Below are 18,807 nucleotides of genomic sequence, written 5' to 3' on the forward strand. Positions count from 1 at the left end.
CCGATCGCGACCCCCGACCATATCCACCTGACCCCCGGCCTGCCCAAGACGCGCTCGGGCAAGATCATGCGCCGCATCCTGCGCAAGATCGCGGAGAATGACTTCGGGTCATTGGGCGACACATCGACGCTGGCCGACCCAAGCCTGGTCGACGGGCTGATCGAAGGGCGGAAGAACAAATAACCACCATCGTCATCCCGGACTTGATCCGGGATCCATTACGACGGCGCGTCCATGGACCCCGGACCAAGTCCGGGGTGACGAGAAGCCGTGCTATTTCGTCAGCGCCTCGCACAGCCGGTCGGTCGCCAGCGCGATGCGCGATTCCGCCGTTTCGCGATTGGCGGGGCTGTTCCGAACCGCGCGGGTTTCGGTGTTGAACGCCAGCAGGCTGCCGACACGCTGGTCCGGACAGAGGCTCAGATAGGCGCGAAAGCCGTTCTGGTCGCCGTTGTGCCCGACAAACCGCACCCCCGCGCTGCGGTCGATGAAGAAGGACAAGCCGCTCTGCGTCGTCTTGGCCATGCGGCCCTGCGTGAAATCCTCGCCGGCCGCGATTTGCGGCGCCCACATTTCCTCGAGCGAAGACCGTTTCAACACCCGATCATAATCCGACTGGCGCGCCGGATCGCCGAGCAGGAACGCCGCATATTTCGCCATGTCGGGCATCGGCGCGTTGAGCCCGCCGTTCGACACCGTCACCCCCGTATCGACATCGAACGGCGCGGCCACCCGCCGTCCGTCCCTGATGTAATAGCTGTGCGACCGGTGGGGCAGCAGGTGCGGCGGGGTGCGGTCGAAATAGCTGGCGTGCATGCCCAACGGTTTCAGGATATTTTTGTCGACATAGACTTCATAATCCTCGCCCGACAGGCGCTCGATCACCTGCCCCAGATAGACGATGCCAGGGTTCGAATAGCCAAAGCGCGTGCCGGGTTTGAACTCGACCTGCGTATAAGACAGCATCGCCGCGAGCTGCGACCAGCTTTTGGGCTCGAACGGCTGCCAGTCATGATCGCGCCACGGCCATGTGCCGCTGCGAAATCCCGCGCTGTGGCTCATCAACTGGCGCAGCGTGATCGCGCCCGTGTCGCCGTAAGGATTATGGACGGCGGCCAGCTCGGGGACATAACGCACGATCGGATCGTCGAGCGACAGCAGTCCGCGATCGCGCAATTGCATGATCGCGACCCCGGTCATCGTCTTGGTGATCGAGGCCCAATGATAGATTGTCGCGGCGTCCACCGGGATATGGGCTTCCACATCCTGCTCGCCCAGATGATCGGCGGCGACGGTCCGGCCATCGCGCACGACGTAAAAGCTGCTACCCGCGATTTTCGCCCGGCCGGTCTCGCTGCGGTGCAGTTCGCGAAAATCGCGCAGCGCCGCGTCGAAGCGCGACTCTTCGGCCGCCGCCGGATTGGCTATCAGAACAAATGCGGCAGCAATCCAGCGCGACATCACGATCCCTCCTGTTCAACCACGACAAGGGACGGTGGCCGAAGGCGGTCAGAAATGGAAGTCGGGAAGCTCCGCCAGCGCGATCCCCAATGCCTCGGCCCAGCCGTCGGCGACGCTTTCGAAATAGGGGTCGCCCCGCTCGAACCGCCGTTCGCGCACCGTGGCAAAATCGTCGCGCTCGTGCACCTTGAGGTCGATCGGCAGGTCGACCCCGGCATTGGCGCGGATCGTCGAATCGAACGAGACACAAAGCAGCTTCACCGCATCCTCGAACGACATCGCCGGGTCGTAGGAGCGCACGATGATCGGCCGCCCATATTTCGTCTCGCCGATCTGGAAAAAGGGATTATCCTCGCCCGCCTCGATGAAATTGCCTTCAGGATAGATCAGGAACAGCCGCGGTTCGGACCCCTTGATCTGCCCGCCGACGATCAGCGAGGCGCGGAACAGCGATTCCGCCGCCGGCCCCTCGTCGCTGTGGCGCATGACGATATTGCGCAGCGTCTCGCCGACGATCGTCGCAACCGCGAACATCGACGGTGCGGCCAGGATCGACGGATGCCGATCTTCGGGGGCCTTGGTGCGCTCGTCGAGCAGGCTGACGACCGCCTGCGTCGTCGCCAGATTGCCCGCCGACATCAGCGTGATCACCCGCTCGCCCGGCAGGTGCCAGCTGCGCATCTTGCGGACCTGCGAGATGTCGTCGACGCCCGCGTTGGTCCGGGTGTCCGACATGAACACCAGTCCCTTGTTCAAACGCATGCCTACGCAATAAGTCATCGAATCCCGTTTTCCCCGCCCGGAAAGTCCTGATCGTCCAGCCCGCTTATTGCTGGACCTGCAATTGAACAACCAGATTTTCCTGCGCCGCACCATAGCGCATGCCGCGAACCGGGGCGGCATCGCGATAATCGAGCCCCGTAGCGACGCGGATGTACCGCTGGTCGGGCGAATGGCCGTTGCTGACGTCGAAGCCGATCCAGCCGATATGCTCGAAATGCGCCTCGGCCCATGCATGGGTCGCATCCTGATGCGTCCGGTCGTTCATCATCAGATAGCCCGAGACATAACGCGCGGGGTGGCCGAGGTGGCGCATCGCGGCGATGAAGATATGCGCATGGTCCTGACACACCCCGCCCTCGCTGCCGAGCGCCTGTTCGGCGGTGGTTTCGGCGTCGGTAAAGCCGATCCGGTACGCCAGGCGGTCGATGATCAGCGCCGACAGCGCGTGTGCGCGCTCGATCTCGCTGGCATGGTCGCGGCCGAGCTGCGCCGTGAGCGCGCGAACGTGCCGCCCCGCGCGCGTCAGCGGCGTGGGGCGCAGAAAGGTCCACAGCGGCATCGCGCCGCGATGCACGCCGATCACGCCATCCCATGTTTCGAGCTCGATCGCACCGTGACAACGAATGATCAGTTCGGTCGCCTCGCCCTGCACCGCGATCAGGTCGACGCCGTTCCCGTGGTGGTCGGTGTAGTGCAATTGCTGCGCCCCGCCCTCGACCTCGATCATCCAGTCGAGAACGCGCTGCTGGCCCGGCCGGTCCTTCGGCGTCAATTTGAGCTGCTGCAGCGCATAGCTGACCGGCGCATCATAGTGATAACGAGTGGTATGTTCGACGCGGAGTTTCATTCCACAAACCTGTAATCGCGCTCGACCTGCCGGGCGAGGGCGGCGGTGTCGCGAAGAAAGCTGGTCACATATTGGTGCAATCCCCCGTCGAATATCGACTGGATCGGCCCGGCGAGCTTCTCATCGCTGAGGGCATGCGCCAAGCGCCAGGCATCGGTCTCCTCGCCATAATGCCGCTGGAGCTGCGCCAGATGAGCTTCCATCCGCTCGCAGCAGAAAGCGAGGCTGCGCGGCATCTGGCGATAGAGGATCAGGAATTCGGCGATCTTGAGCGCACTGATCTCGGCCCCGTAAAGCCAGCGATAGGCGCGGTGCGCCGACACCGAGCGCAGGATCGTTTCCCACTGCACATTGTCGATCGAACTGCCGATATGCGCGACCGAGGGCAGCAGCAGATAATATTTGACGTCGAGGATGCGCGCGGTGTTGTCGGCGCGCTCCAGAAAGGTGCCGAGCAGCGCAAAATGATAGCCATCGTTGCGCAGCATCGTGCCGTTGAGCGCCCCGCGCACATGCGCGCTCTGCTGGCGGATCGTCGTCAGCACGTCGGGCAGATCGTCCTCGCGCACTGGCCGCTTCAGCAGCGCGACGAGCGTCATCCAGCTCGTATTGACCGCTTCCCATGTCTCGCGGGTCAGCGCAGTGCGCGCGGTGCGGGCATTGTCGCGCGCCTGCCTGATCACCGAGAGGATGCTCGACGGATTAGCGGGATCGCGGAGCAGGAAGTCGATCACGCGCGCCGAACTATAATCGCCGTGCGCCGTCTGAAACGCCTGATTGACCCCCGCGGTCACCAGCACCGACTTCCATTCGGCGGCCGCGGTGCTCGACCGCGTCAGTGCGATGCGGAACCCGGCGTCGATCAGCCGCGCGTTGTTCTCGCTGCGCTCGAGGTAACGCGCCATCCAGAAGAGCGAGCCTGCGGTCTTGCCTAGCATTTAAGCCCCTCCCCTTTAGGGGAGGGGTTTGGCTGTGAACAGATCGACCCGTCGCGCATCAATCCTCCAACACCCACGTATCCTTGGTCCCGCCGCCCTGGCTCGAATTCACCACCAGCGACCCCTTGGTCATCGCGACACGCGTCAGCCCGCCCGGCGTGATCGTGATCCCCTGCGGCGACATCAGCACGAACGGGCGCAGGTCGACGTGCCGCGGCGCGAGCCCTTTCTTGGTAAAGATCGGCACGGTCGAGAGCGACAGCGTCGGCTGCGCGATATAATTGCCCGGGTTCGCCTCCAGCTTGGCGCGGAACGCCGCGAGTTCCTTCTTGCTCGCGGCCGGGCCGATGAGCATCCCATAGCCGCCCGACCCATGGACTTCCTTGACCACCAGTTCGGGCAGCCGGTCGAGCACTTCGCGCAGATGCTCGGGGTCCGAACAGCGCCACGTCGGCACATTGGGCAGCAACGCCTTTTCGCCCGTATAAAATTCGATGATGTCGGGCATATAGCTATAGAGCGCCTTGTCGTCGGCGATGCCAGTGCCCGGCGCGTTGGCGAGGGTGATGCGCCCCGCGCGATAGACGTCCCAGATGCCCGGCACACCGAGCATCGAATCGGGCCGGAAATTCAGCGGATCAAGGAAATCATCATCGACGCGGCGATAGATGACGTCGATCGCCCTATATCCTTGGGTCGTGCGCATCGCGACGCGCCCGTCGACGACGCGCAGGTCATTCCCCTCGACCAGTTCGGCGCCCATATGGTCGGCGAGGAAGCTGTGCTCATAATAAGCGCTGTTGTGGATGCCCGGCGTCAGCACCGCGACGGTCGGCGTGCCGCCGCACGCCGGCGGCGCACAGGCGGCGAGCGATTTCAAGAGGTTGATCGGATAGTCGCTGACTTCGCGCACCGGCACCTTCGCGAACAGCTCGGGAAACATCTGGAGCATCGTTTCGCGGTTTTCGAGCATGTAGGACACGCCCGACGGGGTGCGCGCATTATCCTCGAGCACATAAAATTCATTCGCGCCGGTGCGCACGATGTCGGTGCCGCTGATATGCGTATAGATGCCGCCCGGCGGATCGAGCCCCATCATCATCGGCAGGAACGCCTCGTTCCCCGCGATCAGTTCGACCGGCACGCGCCCGGCGCGCAAAATCTCCTGCCGGTGATAGATATCGTGGAGGAAGGCGTTGAGCGCGCGCACGCGCTGCTCGATGCCGCGCGACAGGCGGCGCCATTCGCTGGCAGAGATGATCCGCGGCACGACGTCGAACGGAATCAGCCGCTCGTCGCCGTCGGCGGCGCCATAGACGTTGAAGGTGATCCCGGTGGTGCGGAACAGCGCCTCGGCCTGCTGCGCCTTGCGCTGGATCCGCGCCGCATCCTCGGCCTCGAACCACCCGCAATAGTCTCGATAGGGCGACCGGGTTCCGCCCTCCTGGCTCGTCATTTCATCGAAGAAGGAAATGCGCCTGCCCTTTCCACGCAACATGCCGTCATCTGCCGCGCATGAAGCGCGCGGCATATCATGTCCCTGCTGCTGCGTCGCCCGCCGGCTACATGGCCCTTGGGCTTATAAGGGCGATGCTAATCGCGCCAGCGCGCAATGGCAAGCGGGCTCGTGAAGCGCGATGTTACCGTAACATCAAGGGCTTGCCGCCATTAAAGCCCCTCCCCTTCAGGGGAGGGGTTGGGGTGGGGTCTATCGAGATTGCGCAAGGCCGATGGCACCCACCCCCGCTCGACTAAAGCCAGCAAGCTGGCAAGTCTCGCCGCCCTCCCTGAAGGGGAGGGTTTGATCGGATCAAATCGCGCCGTAAAATTAAATAGGGACAGTCCCTATTTAAATCGCGCCGTGGCAATGCTTGTACTTGCGGCCCGAACCGCAGGGACAGGGCGCGTTGCGGCTGATGTCGAGCGCCGCATAGGGATTTTCGCCCTCGGGCAGGTCGGGGCGCGGTGCCTGCATCGGGGGCAGCGTGTTCGCGATCACGCCCAGCTGACCGTCGTCCAGATCGGCGCTGTTGTCCTCGCCCGTGAACGGATCGATGTGCGTCGTCAGGAAATCGGGCAGGTCGGGCAGCGGCAGCGCCTCGGGCTCTTCGAAGCGCAGGTCGATCCGCGCGACGGTGCGCGTCACATCCTCGCGGATATTCTGCAGCATGCGTTCGAACAGCGCGAAGGCTTCCTGCTTATATTCGTTGATCGGCTGCTTTTGCGCATAGGCGCGCAGGAACACGACCTGGCGCAGCGCGTCGAGCGTCGAAAGATGCTCTTTCCAATGATGGTCGAGCGTCTGGAGCAGCACCGATTTCTCGATGCCCTTCCATGTTTCCTGATCGACAAGCGCGGCCTTTTCGGCAGCGACGGCGTCGGCCGCCGCCTGGATGCGCTCCTCGAACATTTCGGCGTCGACCGCATCTTCCTGCATCCACGCATCGATCGGCGGCGAAAGGTCGAGGATATTCTCCACCCGCTCCTTCATCTGCTCGACGTTCCACTGTTCGGGATAGCTGCCCGGCGGGCACGCGTCGGCAATGATCGAATTGACCGTTTCGGCGCGCATCGCCGTCATCACTTCATCGACGGTCTCGCTGTCGATGATCTCGCCGCGCTGTTCATAGATGACCTTGCGCTGGTCGTTCATGACGTTGTCATATTCGACGACCTGCTTGCGGATGTCGTAGTTGCGCGCCTCGACCTTTTTCTGCGCGGTCTCGATCGCCTTCGACAGCCATTTCGATCCGATCGCCTCGCCATCCTCCAGATTCTTGTTCATCATCTTGGAAAAGAGCGTGTCGGGGCCAAAGATGCGCAGCAGATCATCGTCAAGGCAGAGGTAGAATTTCGACAGGCCGGGGTCGCCCTGGCGCCCCGAACGGCCGCGCAGCTGGTTGTCGATGCGGCGGCTTTCATGACGCTCGGTCGCGAGGACGAACAGCCCGCCCGCGGCCAGCACTGCCTCACGCTCGGCGGCGACCTCTTCGCGGATGCGCGCGATGCCGGCGTCGCGCTCGGGACCCGCGGGCAGGTCCTTCAGTTCGTCGTCGATGCGGAATTCCTCGTTGCCGCCGAGTTTGATGTCGGTGCCGCGGCCCGCCATGTTCGTTGCGATGGTGACCGCGCCGGTGCGCCCCGCCTGCGCGACGATATGCGCCTCGCTTTCGTGGAAGCGCGCGTTCAAAACGCTGTGCGGTACGCCTTCCTTTTCGAGATAGGACGACAGAAGCTCGGACTTTTCGATCGACACGGTGCCGACGAGCACCGGCTGGCCGCGCTCGTTCGCCTCGCGGATCGTCCTGGCGATCGCGCCGAACTTGTCGGTGATATTCTTGTAGAATTCATCCTCGTCGTCGATGCGCGCGATCGGGCGGTTGGTCGGGATGTTGACGACATTCATCTTGTAGATGTCGAAAAATTCGGCGGCTTCGGTCGCCGCGGTGCCGGTCATGCCCGAAAGCTTGGGATACATGCGGAAATAATTCTGGAAGGTGATCGACGCGAGCGTCTGGTTCTCGGGCTCGATCTGCACGCCTTCCTTCGCCTCGACCGCCTGGTGCAGGCCGTCGGACCAGCGCCGCCCGTCCATCATGCGGCCGGTGAATTCGTCGATGATCACGACCTTGCCGTCCTTGACGATATAGTCGGTGTCGATGCGGAACATCTGGATCGCCTTCAACGCCTGATTGACGTGATGGACGACCTGCGTGTTCTCGATGTCGTAGAGATTGTTGCCCTGGAGCAGGCCGGCGTCCTCGAGCAGGCGCTCGACATGCTCGGTGCCGTCCTCGGTCAGGTTGATCGACTTGGACTTTTCGTCCTTCTCATAATCATTCTCGGTCAGCTTGAGGACGACCTCGTTGACGCGGATATAAAGCTCGGACTTGTCGTCGGTCGGGCCTGAGATGATCAGCGGCGTGCGCGCTTCGTCGATCAGGATCGAATCGACCTCGTCGACGATGCCGAAATTGAAGGTGCGGTGGACCATCTGCTGGCGGTCGAACTTCATATTGTCGCGGAGGTAATCGAACCCCAGCTCGTTGTTCGTCGCATAGGTGATGTCGCTGTTATAGGCGTCGCGGCGCTGCATCTCGTTGAGGTTCGGGACGATGATCCCGGTCGTCAGGCCGAGGAAGCCATAGACGGTGCCCATCCACTCGGCGTCGCGGCGGGCCAGATAGTCGTTGACGGTCACGACATGGACGCCCTTGCCCTCGAGCGCGTTGAGGTAGCAGGGCAAGGTCGCCATCAGCGTCTTGCCTTCGCCCGTCGCCATTTCGGCGATCTCGCCGCGGTGGAGGACGACCCCGCCGATCAGCTGGACATCGAAATGGCGCATGCCGAGCGTGCGGACCGCGGCCTCGCGCACCGTGGCAAAGGCTTCGGGCAGTATGTCGTCGAGCGTCTCGCCGGCGGCCAGACGGTCGCGAAATGCCTGCGTCTGCGCCTGCAATCCGGCGTCGTCGAGCGCCTGCATCGCGGGTTCGAACGCGTTGATCTTGTCGACGATCTTGCGGATCGAGGCGACATAACGGTCGTTGGACGAGCCGAACAGGCTCTTGGCAAGGCCAGCAAACATGGAATTTCCCTTGGAATTTGAATGGAATGGCGGCGCTTCGGCCGCGCGAATATACGAAAAAGGCCCCTCTGCGGGGCGGCGCCTCAGGAAAGGCGCAAAAACGCTGCGCTATTCGAGCGCGCGGTCGCTGCCGGTGAGCAGGCCGGGAAGGTGCGGCGGCGCCGCCTTGCGCGGCTTGCCGCTCCCGCTGGAGACGCGGCGGGTCGGGGTGGTGGTGGTCGGACGACGCTCGACGTCGCTCGTTTCGGCCTTGCCCGCGGTTTCGGCGAACATGACCAGCGACCCCATCGCCGCCGGAACGGCAGGCGCGGCAACGGCCCGGTCGGCGGTCGCCAGGCCGGTCAACAATGCCAAAAGGGTCAGCAACAGCCGCAAGAATCGCCCCTAACTACGTCCGGAGCCCAGATTATTGCGCCCCGTTCCCTGAACATAGGGTGAAAGCGGCGGCTCGTCTAGGGTCAGGCTGATGCGAGCCGCGGCGCCCCGTCGCAATAAGAGACGTCGCCGCTGGGGGGAGCCGGGTGCGCCCGGTTCCTTTCGTCGTTATGCCGCGCGGGTTTTGCCGCACCCGCATAGGAAAATGGCCCGCCCCAGGGGAGGGAGGCGGGCCAGTTCGGTGCTGGCGCGCCCGATTGCGCTGCCGGCCCTCTGTTATCTCGTCGAAACTATTTGGCCTCTTCGAACAGGTCGACCGCGTTCGCGGCGTTCGCCGACAGGCGGACCGTGTCGCCCTCGACCGCCGCGACCAGACCCGCGGGCAGGTAATGATGCTTGCCGTCACCGCTGTCGGCCCTGGTCAGCTTGATGCGTTCGCCATCGAGATGGTCGACGGTGCCGACGTGGACGCCATCGGCGCCGACAACGTTCAAGCCTTCCTTGATCGCGCTATGGTCATGCTCTGCCATGGTCATTCTCCTTACCGCTCCGGGGAGGGGAGCCTCGCCATCATACGCGCAGAAAGCGAGTCGGCTCCCCATCCCGAGGCAGGACGCCCGAAAGCCGCGCCCGCTTTCCATCGCGCCGCCTGGGGTCAGGACCTAGCACCAGGGGCGCCGCTGCCCCTCCCAAGGTCGCGCCAGCCCCTCATCGACGAGCACCGACCCCACGCTCGTCCCGCCGCGCGTGACGATACGCAGGTTGCGGCCGTAGCGATCGGTGTCGCGCCCGGCGCTTTCGAGGCTGAACGCGCCCGCATTCAGCCATGTGCGGAGCCGGTCGGTCGCGGCATCGCCGAGCGCCGCTTCCTCGGCGCAGCGCGCGGGATGCGTTTCGGGGGTGTCGATGTCGGCGATGCGATATTTGTCGCCGGCGAACCAGAAAGTGTCGCCGTCGACGACGCAATTGCGGCCGCCGCCGCTGTGGCAAAGCGCGAAGCGCGCCGACAACGCGTCGCGCCCCGCTGCGCCTTCGCCGCCCGCGAAGAAGGATGGCGCGGGCGCGGACGACACCGCTTCGGCTCCGCCCGGAAAGCGCTGAAAGGTCGCGAGCGCGGCGACGAAGGCGACCGCCATCACCGGGGTCAGCCACAGGTTCGGTCGGACGGTGCGCCGCCCGTGCACCGGCCGGCGGCGGCGAACGGTACGGCGCCCCGGATAGTGAAAATCGGGTCCGGACATGCCGCGACCCTAGCGGCGAAGACTTAGCAAAATCCCAACGAGGCCGCTCCGCTATGACCGGCAAAGCGGGTCAATCACGCCCATTGCGGCGCCGTTTTGATGTTCAGGCCAACAGAGGCGGCTGATCAGGACACACCGCGCGGCGCGTCGTCCTCGACCCCGCCGGGGCCAAGCTCGTCATCCTCGTCGTCGTCGCTGCGTTCGCCGCGATAGGCATCCATGTCGGCCCGGCCCGAGCGCTCCATCTGGCGCATATGGTCGACCAGATCCTGCGCATCGTCGCTCTCGTCGCCGCGGCCAAGCTTGGCGCTGTCTTCCTGCGGCCGGTCGCGGCGCGCCGCTTCGGCGACGCTTTGCGCCTGCGCTTGCTCGTCATCCTGTTCGCGGTTGCGCGTTTCGGGGGCATCTGCTTCGGGCTTGCGGGGATCGTCGATCATGACCGGCTCCTTTCAAGAGATAGCCGGAAAACGCGCGGCGCCAGACAGCCGTTCCTCAAGCGGCGGCGGCCAGCACCTTATTCTCGATGACGCGAATAAATATCTCGGGATCCTGCGCGCCGGGGACGAGCATCCGCCCGCCCAGGATGAAGGCGGGAACGCCGGTTATATTCTGGTCGGCCCAATAGGCTTCCTCGGTGCGCACCATCTCGCCGAACTCGCCCGACGCCAGGATCGCCGCCGCGCGTGCGCGGTCGAGCCCCGCCGACGCCGCGACATCGGCGAGCACCGCGTGATCGCTCACGTCGCGATTGTCGGTGAAGTGCGCGGTGAACAGCGCGAGCTTCAGCGCGGTCTGCCCACCCGTCGCCCCTGCCTGCCCGGGCTCCTCGAGCGCGCCCGCCCAGGTCAGCAGGCGGTGCGCATCGAAACTGTTGCGCATCCGGAAATCCGGCCCGCGGTTGAAGGCGAAGCCAAGGTCGGCGGCAACCCCCGCCATCTTGCCGCTGTTCGCGCGGCTCTGCTCGGCACTGATGCCATATTTGCGCATCACATGGCTTCCGGCATCCTCGCCCTCGGGCGGCATATCGGGGTTCAGCTCGAACGGATGCCACTGAACGCGGAAATCCAGCCGGCCCGCAAAATGGTCCATGACTTTCCGGAATTTCAGCCAGCCGATGATGCACCAGGGGCACATCACGTCGGACACGATGTCGACGCTCAGGCGCGGCACGCGCGGTTCGGTCAAATTTCTTCTCCTGCCGGCGCGCCCGCCGCACTCAGTCGGAACGGCGATCCTTGCCCGTCCGCCGGTCGCCCTTGCGGCGATCCGGTCCGTTGTAATTCGGGTCGTCGGTTGTCCGGCGGTCACTCGATCGCCGCTCCGAACTCGACCTTTTATCCTCATCGCTAGCCATACGCTTCGTCCCCACCACAAAGGAAAGCAGAAGCGACCCGGCGCGCAGTAACTCATAAAATGGATAAAAAGACAAGCAACGGCAGAAATCCGCCGATTGTAAGCAGGTTCAGCTTTGGTGCGGGGCGGAATGACCGGGGTGGGGGGTGAGCTGCCGTTGCGACGGCAAACTGTTCTCCCCGCCCGTAGGCGGGAGGGGCAGCGAGACTTACGAACTTTGTTCGTTAGTCGCAGCGGGGTGGGCCATCGCGACGTCGCTGCCCACCCCCCAACCCCTCCCGCCTGCGGGAGGGGAGAAGATAGCATAAACCGGTCGTTAGCCGCTATCCCCCACCCCTGAGCGCAATCGCCTTTTACATCGTTGGCCGCGAAGGCTAGCGTCGCTTCGCATTGCAGGAGCAACCGGACATGACCGACAAGTTGGACATCCTGGACCGCCTCGTCCAGCTGCTCCTGCTGATCGCCGCGGTCACGACGATCGCCAATGGCGCCTTCATGCTGGTGAAGCCGCTCGACTGGTATGTCTTCGTCCCCACCGTCGTCACGACCGGCCCGCCGAACGCGCATTTCATCCGCGACATCGGCCTCGCCTATCTCGGTTCGGGGCTGATCCTGCTCTACGCCGCCGCGAACCCGGCGATCCGCTGGCGCGCGGCAATCGTCGGCGGGCTCTGGCTGTCGTTTCACGGCTTGCTCCACATCTATGAAGTCGCGGCGGGCATCTGCGGCCCGGCCACCTTCTGGGCCGATGCCCCCGCGGTGATCGGCCAGCCCGCGCTCGTCATCGCCGCGCTCGCGATATTGAAGGCCCGAAAGCGCATTTGACAGCCGCGCCGCGCGCCGACACACAGCGCCATGACCGTCACCATTCGCCCCGCCGCGCCCGCCGACCTGCCGCTGATCGCGCAGTTCATCCGTGACCTCGCCGATTATGAGAAGCTCGCCCACGAAGTGCGCTTCGACGAAGCGAAGCTCGGCGAGAAACTCTTCGGCCCGCGCCCCTATGCGGAAGTTCTGATCGGCGAGATCGACGGCACCCCACAGGGTTTCGCGCTCTTCTTCCACAATTTCTCGACCTTCGAGGGGCGCCCCGGCATCTATCTCGAGGATCTGTTCGTCCGTCCCGAAGCGCGCGGATCGGGGCTCGGCAAGGCGCTGCTCGCGCATCTCGCGGGCCTTGTGGTCGAGCGTGACTGCGCGCGGCTTGAATGGTCGGTGCTCGACTGGAACGCCCCGGCGATCGGCTTCTACCAGAGCCTCGGCGCCAAGCTGATGGACGAATGGACCGTGATGCGCGTGGACGGCGAAGCACTGACGAGGCTTGCGTCCAGCTAATCCCTTCCCCCTCGAGGGGGGGAAGGATATGGAGCCTTATCGCGTAGCGATTAGGCGGAGTTGGATGGGGGTGAGGGCGCGGCCGTACGCGCCGGCTTCGGGCCGAAACGCACCCCTGCCGCTGCGACTAGCGAACAAGTTCGCAAGTCTCGCTGCCTCCCCCTTCAAGGGGGAGGATCGAGGTTATTTCGCCCCGCGCGGCTTCCGTCGCTCCATCGGCCAGCTCGGCATATGCGCGTCGGACAGCGTCTTCGCCTCCGCCGGCGCCACGCCCAGATCGGTGAGCACCCGCACGAGCGCATCGGCGGGCGGCACGGCGATGTCGGGTAAGACGCCCTCGCCTTCCCAATCCTTGCCGGTCGTGGGATCATAGGTGCGCCCGACCGGGATGAACGCCGCATAGCCGCCGCCCAGGTCCTCGCCGCTGCCGAAATGATTGGCGCCCGCAGTCGGCGCGCCGACCAATGTGCCGCGCCCGGTGTGCTTCATCGCGAGCGAGAAATGCTCGGCCGCCGACGCGCTCGCGCCCGACGTCAGCACATAAACCTTGGCATCGCGCAGCCTTTTGTCGGCATTCGGCGTCGCCCAATGCTCGCGCGCCACCATGCCCGCATCGCCCTTCACCACCCGCATCGAGGCCAGCCCGTCGATCGGCGATCCGCCGCGCGCATCGACCGACGCGCGCGTCGCCATCGTCACCAGCCGCGTCGGTTCGGCAAACAGCCACGGAAAGATGACATCCATCTGATCGAGCCCGCCGCCATTATGCGTGCGGATGTCGAAGATGATCGCCTTCGCATCGGCATGATCGGCCATGAATTTCGCCGCCTCGGCCGTCACCGCGGCATCCATCGGAAAGACGTTGAAGCGTATGAAGGCGATCCCCGGCGCGATCCACCCCGCCTGCTCGACCGGCACCTTCGGCGGACGGCGCACCGGCGCCGCGCTGCCAGGCGCGGGCGCTGCCGGTACGGCCGCGGTTTCGGGCGCGCGCAGGCGCAAATGCCCATCGGGCGCAACGGCATTCACATCGGCGTCGATCGCCTCACCCAGCGCCGGGCCAGTGAGCGTCTTATAGCGCCCCGCCGCAATGCCCGCGCGGATCGCCGCGGCATAGCGCTTGCCGGTTTCGGGATAGACATAGTCGCGCTCGAGCAGCGTCGCGTAATTTTCGGCGATCGTGTCCGCGCTCGCTTCCTCCGCCGCCTGGACCGGCGACGGGGCGAGAACAGGAACGACCGCCATCCCGGCGGCCACCAGCAGCGCGGGTAAAATATGCGAAGAACGAATCATCCTCATCTCCAATCCAGCCCCGGCCGGACGAAGGTGTATCACATATGCAATACAGATCAACTACATTTGTAGTCGATCCCGCTCAGCGTCGGCGCGCGAACCAGACCAGCACGACGCCGACAACCGCGAGCACCACGCCATTACGCGTCCATGTGGTGTCGCCCAGCATGAAGCTGCTCGCCGGCCAGCGTATGATGTCGAGCCCCTGCAGCGCCCACAATCCGCCGACCAGAATCGCCGCGACCCCGGCGATCGCCAGGATTCCCCTGAAAGCCCCCATGACGCCCTCCCCTATCTGCGCTGCAATCCGATCAGCGGCCGCAGCCAGCCGATGGTGCGCCCGATCGAATAGAAAAGCCAGCATCCAAGCGTCGTCGCCGCCAGCAGGACAAGGAAGGACGGCAGCGCCGCAACGCCGGCCTGGAGCAGATACCAGCCGGCGGCGACGATGATCGTCTGGTGAATGATGTAAAAGGGGAACACCGCCTCGGCGAGCGTCGTGCGCCACGGATGATCGCGGTCCCAGTAACGATCGGCAATCCCGACCAATGCGACGATCGTCGCCCACCCCTGCACCAGATGCGCGATATTGAACGGGATAAGGCCCCAGTCGGCGGGCTGCGCCCCGGTCAGCCACAGGCACATGATCCATGCGACCACCCCGAACGCCGCGACCGCGATGACGAGCGCGGCGCGCCACCAGCGCGCCACCGCGCCGAACAGCTGCGGCCGCACCCGAAGCAGCCAGCCGACGAAGAAGGGCACCAGATAGTGAAGATGCGACGGCCCGTCGTCGAACAGCGCGTGCGTCTCGTCATGGCCCGGGAAGGCGGCATAGATGAGCAGCCACGCCGCGAGCGGCCAGATAAGCAGCCCGGCACCGCCAAGCCACCGCGCCGCGCCATCGGCGATCCGGGTCCGGATCGCGCCCGGCACCAGCGCCACCAAGACCGCCGCCAGCATCGTATAGACCCACAGATAGACGACGAACCACAGATGCTGCCACGTCGGCAGGACGATCCCGTCCAGCGATCCGAAGCGGAAATAATCGCGCGCCCAGAAATGCAGGAAGCCACGGGTATAGCCATGCTGGCCGACCAGCTCGATCCACGGCTGCGACGGGATGATGACGATGATGCCGAACGCGAGCGGGATCAGCAGCCGCGCGCTCCGCGACCGCGCAAAGGCGCCGCTGCCGCCCAGCTTCGCGAACTGCGCCGCGCTGGCATAACCCGACACGAGGAACAGCAGCGCGAGCCGCCAGCTGTTCGTCGCGAGCATCGGCAGCTGCGCCCAGTCCAGCGGCTCCGCGGTCTTCACATGCCAGCCCCACGGGACGAAATACATGCCGATGTGATAGAGGATCAACAACCCGAACGCCCCGATCCGGAGCCAGTCCATGCCGTGATGGCGCACGCCGGTCACAGGCACGCCCCAATAAATAGGGACGGTCCCCATTTAATTATGGCGATCAGGTCGATCACAACCGCACCCCCTCCATTAAATGGGGACTGTCCCTATTTATTGCGTCCTATCGTTCGAGCACCCGCCAAGCGAGTTCCGCAAACTCGCACAGGAGCGGCCGCGTGTCGCGCGGGTCGATGATGTCCTCGACGCCATATTTCTCCGCCGTGCGGAACGGCGAGCGCACGCGATTGAGCCGCTCGCGGATCGCCTCCAGATGCGCCGCCGGATCCTCGGCGGCCTCGAGTTCGCTCTTGTACGCGACCTCGACCCCGCCCTCGATCGGCAGGCTGCCCCAATCGCCCGATGGCCAGGCGAAACGGTACTGGAAACGCTCGGCATTCGACATCGCGCTGCCGGCAATGCCGTAAGCGCGCCGCACCACCACGCTCGCCAGCGGCACCGTCGCGCGGTAGATCGCGTTCATCGCCTGCACGCCATAGCGGATCGTCCCCGTCCGCTCGGCCTCGCCGCCGATCATAAAGCCCGGATTGTCGACGAGGTGGACGATCGGCAGCCGGAACTGGTCGGCCATCTTCACGAAACGCTCGGCCTTCTCGCTCGTCTTCGCATCCCACGATCCGCCAAGATACGACGGATCGCTCGCGAGCACCGCGACCGGATAGCCATCGAGCCGCGCGAAGGCGGTAATCACCGCCCGCCCCCAACGCGCGCCCATCTCGAAGAAACTGCCCTGATCGAACACCGCAGCCGTAATCCGCCGCATCGAATAGACCTGCTTCGCCTCGCGCGGCACGACCGACAGCAAGCTTTCCTCGCGCCGGTCGATGGGATCGCTGCATTCGGTCCGCAAGGCGCGGTCGTGGATCGACGACGGCAGATATGACAAAAACCGCCGCGCCGCGGCGAACGCCTCTGCCTCGCTCGCGACTTCGTCGTCGACGACGCCGTTGCGCGTGTGGACGTCGCTGCCGCCCAGCTCCTCGCGGTCCAAGGTGTCGCCGATCGCCGCCGCGACCGCCGGCCCCGCCGCGAACAGCTGCGACAGCCCGCGCACCATGACGCTATAATGGCTTGCGACGACGCGCGCCGCGCCCAATCCCGCGGTCGGCCCGAGCGCGAGCGCGACCACCGGCACCGTGTCGAGATTGGCGATGATCTCATGCCACCCCGGCACATGCGGGATATAGGTATAGCCCATATCCTCGAGCGATTTCACCGACCCGCCGCCGCCGGTGCCGTCGATCATGCGGATCAGCGGCAGGCGATATTCATGCGCCATCGCCTCGCACTGGACGAATTTGCGGTGCAGCGCCGCATCGGCCGCGCCGCCGCGCACGGTGAAATCGTCGGCCGACGCGACGACCGGCCGCCCGTCGACGTTCGCGCGCCCGAAAATGAAATTGCTCGCGGCGAGGTCTTCGAGTTCGCCATCGGCGCCATAGCGCCCGCGTCCCGCGATCTTGCCGATCTCGCGAAAACTGCCTGCATCGACGATCCCCGCGAGCCGCGCCCGCGCATCCATCTTGCCGCGGCCGTGCTGCCGCGCGACCTTCTCTTCCCCGCCCATCTTCTCGGCCATCGCGCGGCGCACGGCGAGTTCGTCGACTTCTTTTTTCCAGCTCATGACGTGAAAGCTAGCTTACGTTGACGGAAACGTCATTCCCAAATCTCCCCCTCCCGTATACGGGAGGGGCAGCGAGACTTGCGGACTTGTCCGCTAGTCGCAGCGGGGTGGGCATCATGCGCGAACGTCGCCTGCCCACCCCATTGCGGCTAGGCAGCAAGCTGCCAAGCCTCATTGCCCCTCCCGCAAGCGGGAGGGATGGGGAGAGAGAGAGATATGGCCGACGGGATTCTTGCGGGGCGCGTCGCGCTCGTCACCGGCGCCTCGCGCGGGATCGGCCGCGGCATCGCGATCGGCCTCGCCGAAACGGGCGCCGACGTCGCGGTGAACTACACCCGCGGCGAAGAAGCCGCCGCCGAAACCGTCGCCACGATCGAAGCGCTCGGCCGCAAGGCCAAGGCTTATCAAGCGTCGGTCACCGACGAGGCCGCCTGCGCCGCGATGGTCGCCGCGGTCGAGGCCGATTTCGGCCCCATGTCGATCCTGATCAACAACGCCGGTATCGCCAGCCACGGGCTGTCGGTGGCCGATACCGACCCCGCCGAGGTCGACAAATTGTTCGCCGTCCACGCCGCCGGCCCGCACCGGCTGAGCCGCCTCGCGCTGCCGCAACTGCGCACCCACAAGCGCAGCGACATCATCGTCATTTCAAGCATCGCCACCTATGCGAACGCGCCGAACGGCGCCCCCTATACGATGGCAAAAGCCGCGGGCGAAGCGCTCGCGCTGACCCTCGCCAAGGAAGAGCTCGCGAACGGCGTCCGCGTCAACATCGTCGCCCCCGCGCTCACCGTCAGCGATATGGGCGAGAAACTGTCGCGCGCGATCACCGGCAATACCGACATCCACCACCTCGACGCCAAAATGCCCTTCGGCCGCGTCGCCGTCCCCGCCGATGTCGCGGCAGCGGTGGTGTGGTTCGTCAGCGACGCGAACAGCTATTGCTCGGGTCAGAAACTCAACATCGACGGCGCGGGTCAGGCGACGTTTCGTTAGTAGATTAGGAACGAACAATGCATCCGTTTCCGGCACCTGCCGATCTGAATTTTCTGATCGGGAAAGAGATTGGGCAGGTTTGTCTCGATCCAAACTCGGTCCAGATTCTGTTCTGGAATGGCGGCAGAGTTCATATTGAACACGATCTTGAGCATGTAGCCGAGAATAGAAACCGTTACCTCTACGACTGTACCGCCCACATGGGTCCACCCCTTCTTCTCCATCGCTTGGTCGCTAAGGTCGTCACGTCACTTGATGTGACGCCGTTCCGCCTGACCCTGAATCTGAACGATGGCCAAAAATTGATCCTCCATTCAGAGGAGGGGCCGTATGAATGCGGGCAAATCTGGTCGGCCGACGATCCGGCCGAGGGATATATTATCTACTGACGCACCGCTACAGCTCCGGCATGCGCCCCGATTCGCCCTCGCCCGTCCTCCCCTTCCTGATCGCATGCGCAGGCATCGCGACCTTTTCGGCGATGGATGTGCTGATGAAGGGGCTGTCGATCGATATCGGCGCCTATAACGCCGTGCTCTGGCGCACCG

Annotated in this window: 20 protein-coding genes; 5 read left to right on the forward strand and 15 right to left on the reverse strand. The window is 64.8% G+C overall.

Annotated elements, in window-relative coordinates:
* A partial coding sequence (locus VJ811_RS10360; RefSeq protein ID WP_324072193.1) for a hypothetical protein occupies positions 1 to 183 on the forward strand: 183 nt, incomplete at its 5' end.
* Between the two features lie 90 nt (positions 184 to 273).
* On the opposite strand, the gene VJ811_RS10365 is transcribed toward VJ811_RS10360, so the two are convergent.
* The 11 genes from VJ811_RS10365 to VJ811_RS10415 all read right to left on the reverse strand — a co-directional run bounded on the left by VJ811_RS10365 (position 274) and on the right by VJ811_RS10415 (position 11,415).
* Positions 274 to 1,461, reverse strand: coding sequence for a serine hydrolase domain-containing protein (locus tag VJ811_RS10365; RefSeq protein ID WP_324072194.1), 1,188 nt, complete (start codon positions 1,459 to 1,461; stop codon positions 274 to 276).
* A 48-nt stretch (positions 1,462 to 1,509) separates the two neighbouring features.
* Positions 1,510 to 2,241: a peptidase gene (locus VJ811_RS10370; RefSeq protein ID WP_324072195.1), complete on the reverse strand. Its 732-nt coding sequence runs from the start codon at positions 2,239 to 2,241 to the stop codon at positions 1,510 to 1,512.
* 46 nt (positions 2,242 to 2,287) lie between these two features.
* Positions 2,288 to 3,091, reverse strand: a complete 804-nt coding sequence (locus VJ811_RS10375; RefSeq protein ID WP_324072196.1) for a transglutaminase family protein — start codon at positions 3,089 to 3,091, stop codon at positions 2,288 to 2,290.
* Positions 3,088 to 4,029, reverse strand: a complete 942-nt coding sequence (locus VJ811_RS10380; protein WP_324072197.1) for an alpha-E domain-containing protein — start codon at positions 4,027 to 4,029, stop codon at positions 3,088 to 3,090. The genes VJ811_RS10375 and VJ811_RS10380 overlap by 4 nt, the downstream gene beginning before the upstream one ends.
* 58 nt (positions 4,030 to 4,087) lie before the next feature.
* A complete protein-coding gene (locus tag VJ811_RS10385; RefSeq protein ID WP_324072198.1) occupies positions 4,088 to 5,485 on the reverse strand; it encodes a circularly permuted type 2 ATP-grasp protein in 1,398 nt (465 codons plus the stop codon).
* A gap of 393 nt (positions 5,486 to 5,878) precedes the next feature.
* Positions 5,879 to 8,614 (reverse strand): preprotein translocase subunit SecA, encoded by a 2,736-nt coding sequence (gene secA, locus VJ811_RS10390; RefSeq protein WP_324072199.1) that lies wholly within the window; start codon positions 8,612 to 8,614, stop codon positions 5,879 to 5,881.
* Positions 8,615 to 8,722: 108 nt separating this feature from the next.
* A complete protein-coding gene (locus tag VJ811_RS10395) occupies positions 8,723 to 8,959 on the reverse strand; it encodes a hypothetical protein (RefSeq protein ID WP_324072200.1) in 237 nt (78 codons plus the stop codon).
* A gap of 320 nt (positions 8,960 to 9,279) precedes the next feature.
* Positions 9,280 to 9,519: a DUF2171 domain-containing protein gene (locus VJ811_RS10400; protein ID WP_324072201.1), complete on the reverse strand. Its 240-nt coding sequence runs from the start codon at positions 9,517 to 9,519 to the stop codon at positions 9,280 to 9,282.
* Between the two features lie 132 nt (positions 9,520 to 9,651).
* Positions 9,652 to 10,230, reverse strand: a complete 579-nt coding sequence (locus VJ811_RS10405; protein WP_324072202.1) for a thermonuclease family protein — start codon at positions 10,228 to 10,230, stop codon at positions 9,652 to 9,654.
* 125 nt (positions 10,231 to 10,355) lie between these two features.
* Positions 10,356 to 10,667, reverse strand: a complete 312-nt coding sequence (locus tag VJ811_RS10410; protein WP_324072203.1) for a hypothetical protein — start codon at positions 10,665 to 10,667, stop codon at positions 10,356 to 10,358.
* Positions 10,668 to 10,722: 55 nt separating this feature from the next.
* Positions 10,723 to 11,415, reverse strand: a complete 693-nt coding sequence (locus tag VJ811_RS10415; protein WP_324072204.1) for a DsbA family oxidoreductase — start codon at positions 11,413 to 11,415, stop codon at positions 10,723 to 10,725.
* Between the two features lie 576 nt (positions 11,416 to 11,991).
* Here VJ811_RS10415 and VJ811_RS10420 point away from each other — a divergent pair.
* Together VJ811_RS10420 and VJ811_RS10425 are read left to right on the forward strand one after the other, a co-directional pair.
* Positions 11,992 to 12,408, forward strand: a complete 417-nt coding sequence (locus VJ811_RS10420; RefSeq protein ID WP_324072205.1) for a hypothetical protein — start codon at positions 11,992 to 11,994, stop codon at positions 12,406 to 12,408.
* A 30-nt stretch (positions 12,409 to 12,438) separates the two neighbouring features.
* A complete protein-coding gene (locus VJ811_RS10425) occupies positions 12,439 to 12,918 on the forward strand; it encodes a GNAT family N-acetyltransferase (RefSeq protein WP_324072206.1) in 480 nt (159 codons plus the stop codon).
* Between the two features lie 183 nt (positions 12,919 to 13,101).
* Here the strand turns inward: VJ811_RS10425 and VJ811_RS10430 are convergent, their stop codons facing one another.
* The 4 genes from VJ811_RS10430 to VJ811_RS10445 all read right to left on the reverse strand — a co-directional run bounded on the left by VJ811_RS10430 (position 13,102) and on the right by VJ811_RS10445 (position 17,263).
* Positions 13,102 to 14,211, reverse strand: a complete 1,110-nt coding sequence (locus tag VJ811_RS10430; protein ID WP_324072207.1) for a S41 family peptidase — start codon at positions 14,209 to 14,211, stop codon at positions 13,102 to 13,104.
* Positions 14,212 to 14,293: 82 nt separating this feature from the next.
* Positions 14,294 to 14,491 (reverse strand): hypothetical protein, encoded by a 198-nt coding sequence (locus VJ811_RS10435; RefSeq protein ID WP_324072208.1) that lies wholly within the window; start codon positions 14,489 to 14,491, stop codon positions 14,294 to 14,296.
* Between the two features lie 11 nt (positions 14,492 to 14,502).
* Positions 14,503 to 15,669: an acyltransferase family protein gene (locus VJ811_RS10440; protein WP_324072209.1), complete on the reverse strand. Its 1,167-nt coding sequence runs from the start codon at positions 15,667 to 15,669 to the stop codon at positions 14,503 to 14,505.
* A gap of 73 nt (positions 15,670 to 15,742) precedes the next feature.
* The gene (locus VJ811_RS10445; RefSeq protein ID WP_324072210.1) at positions 15,743 to 17,263 is read right to left on the reverse strand and encodes an acyl-CoA carboxylase subunit beta; all 1,521 of its coding nucleotides are present in this window, start codon (positions 17,261 to 17,263) and stop codon (positions 15,743 to 15,745) included.
* A 216-nt stretch (positions 17,264 to 17,479) separates the two neighbouring features.
* Here VJ811_RS10445 and VJ811_RS10450 point away from each other — a divergent pair, with 216 nt between their 5' ends.
* Positions 17,480 to 18,259, forward strand: a complete 780-nt coding sequence (locus VJ811_RS10450) for an SDR family oxidoreductase (protein WP_324072211.1) — start codon at positions 17,480 to 17,482, stop codon at positions 18,257 to 18,259.
* Positions 18,260 to 18,276: 17 nt separating this feature from the next.
* Positions 18,277 to 18,648, forward strand: a complete 372-nt coding sequence (locus tag VJ811_RS10455; RefSeq protein WP_324072212.1) for a hypothetical protein — start codon at positions 18,277 to 18,279, stop codon at positions 18,646 to 18,648.
* The last annotated feature ends 159 nt before the right edge of the window (positions 18,649 to 18,807 follow it).

Source organism: Sphingopyxis sp. (assembly GCF_035250425.1).
Classification (GTDB): Bacteria; Pseudomonadota; Alphaproteobacteria; order Sphingomonadales; family Sphingomonadaceae; genus Sphingopyxis.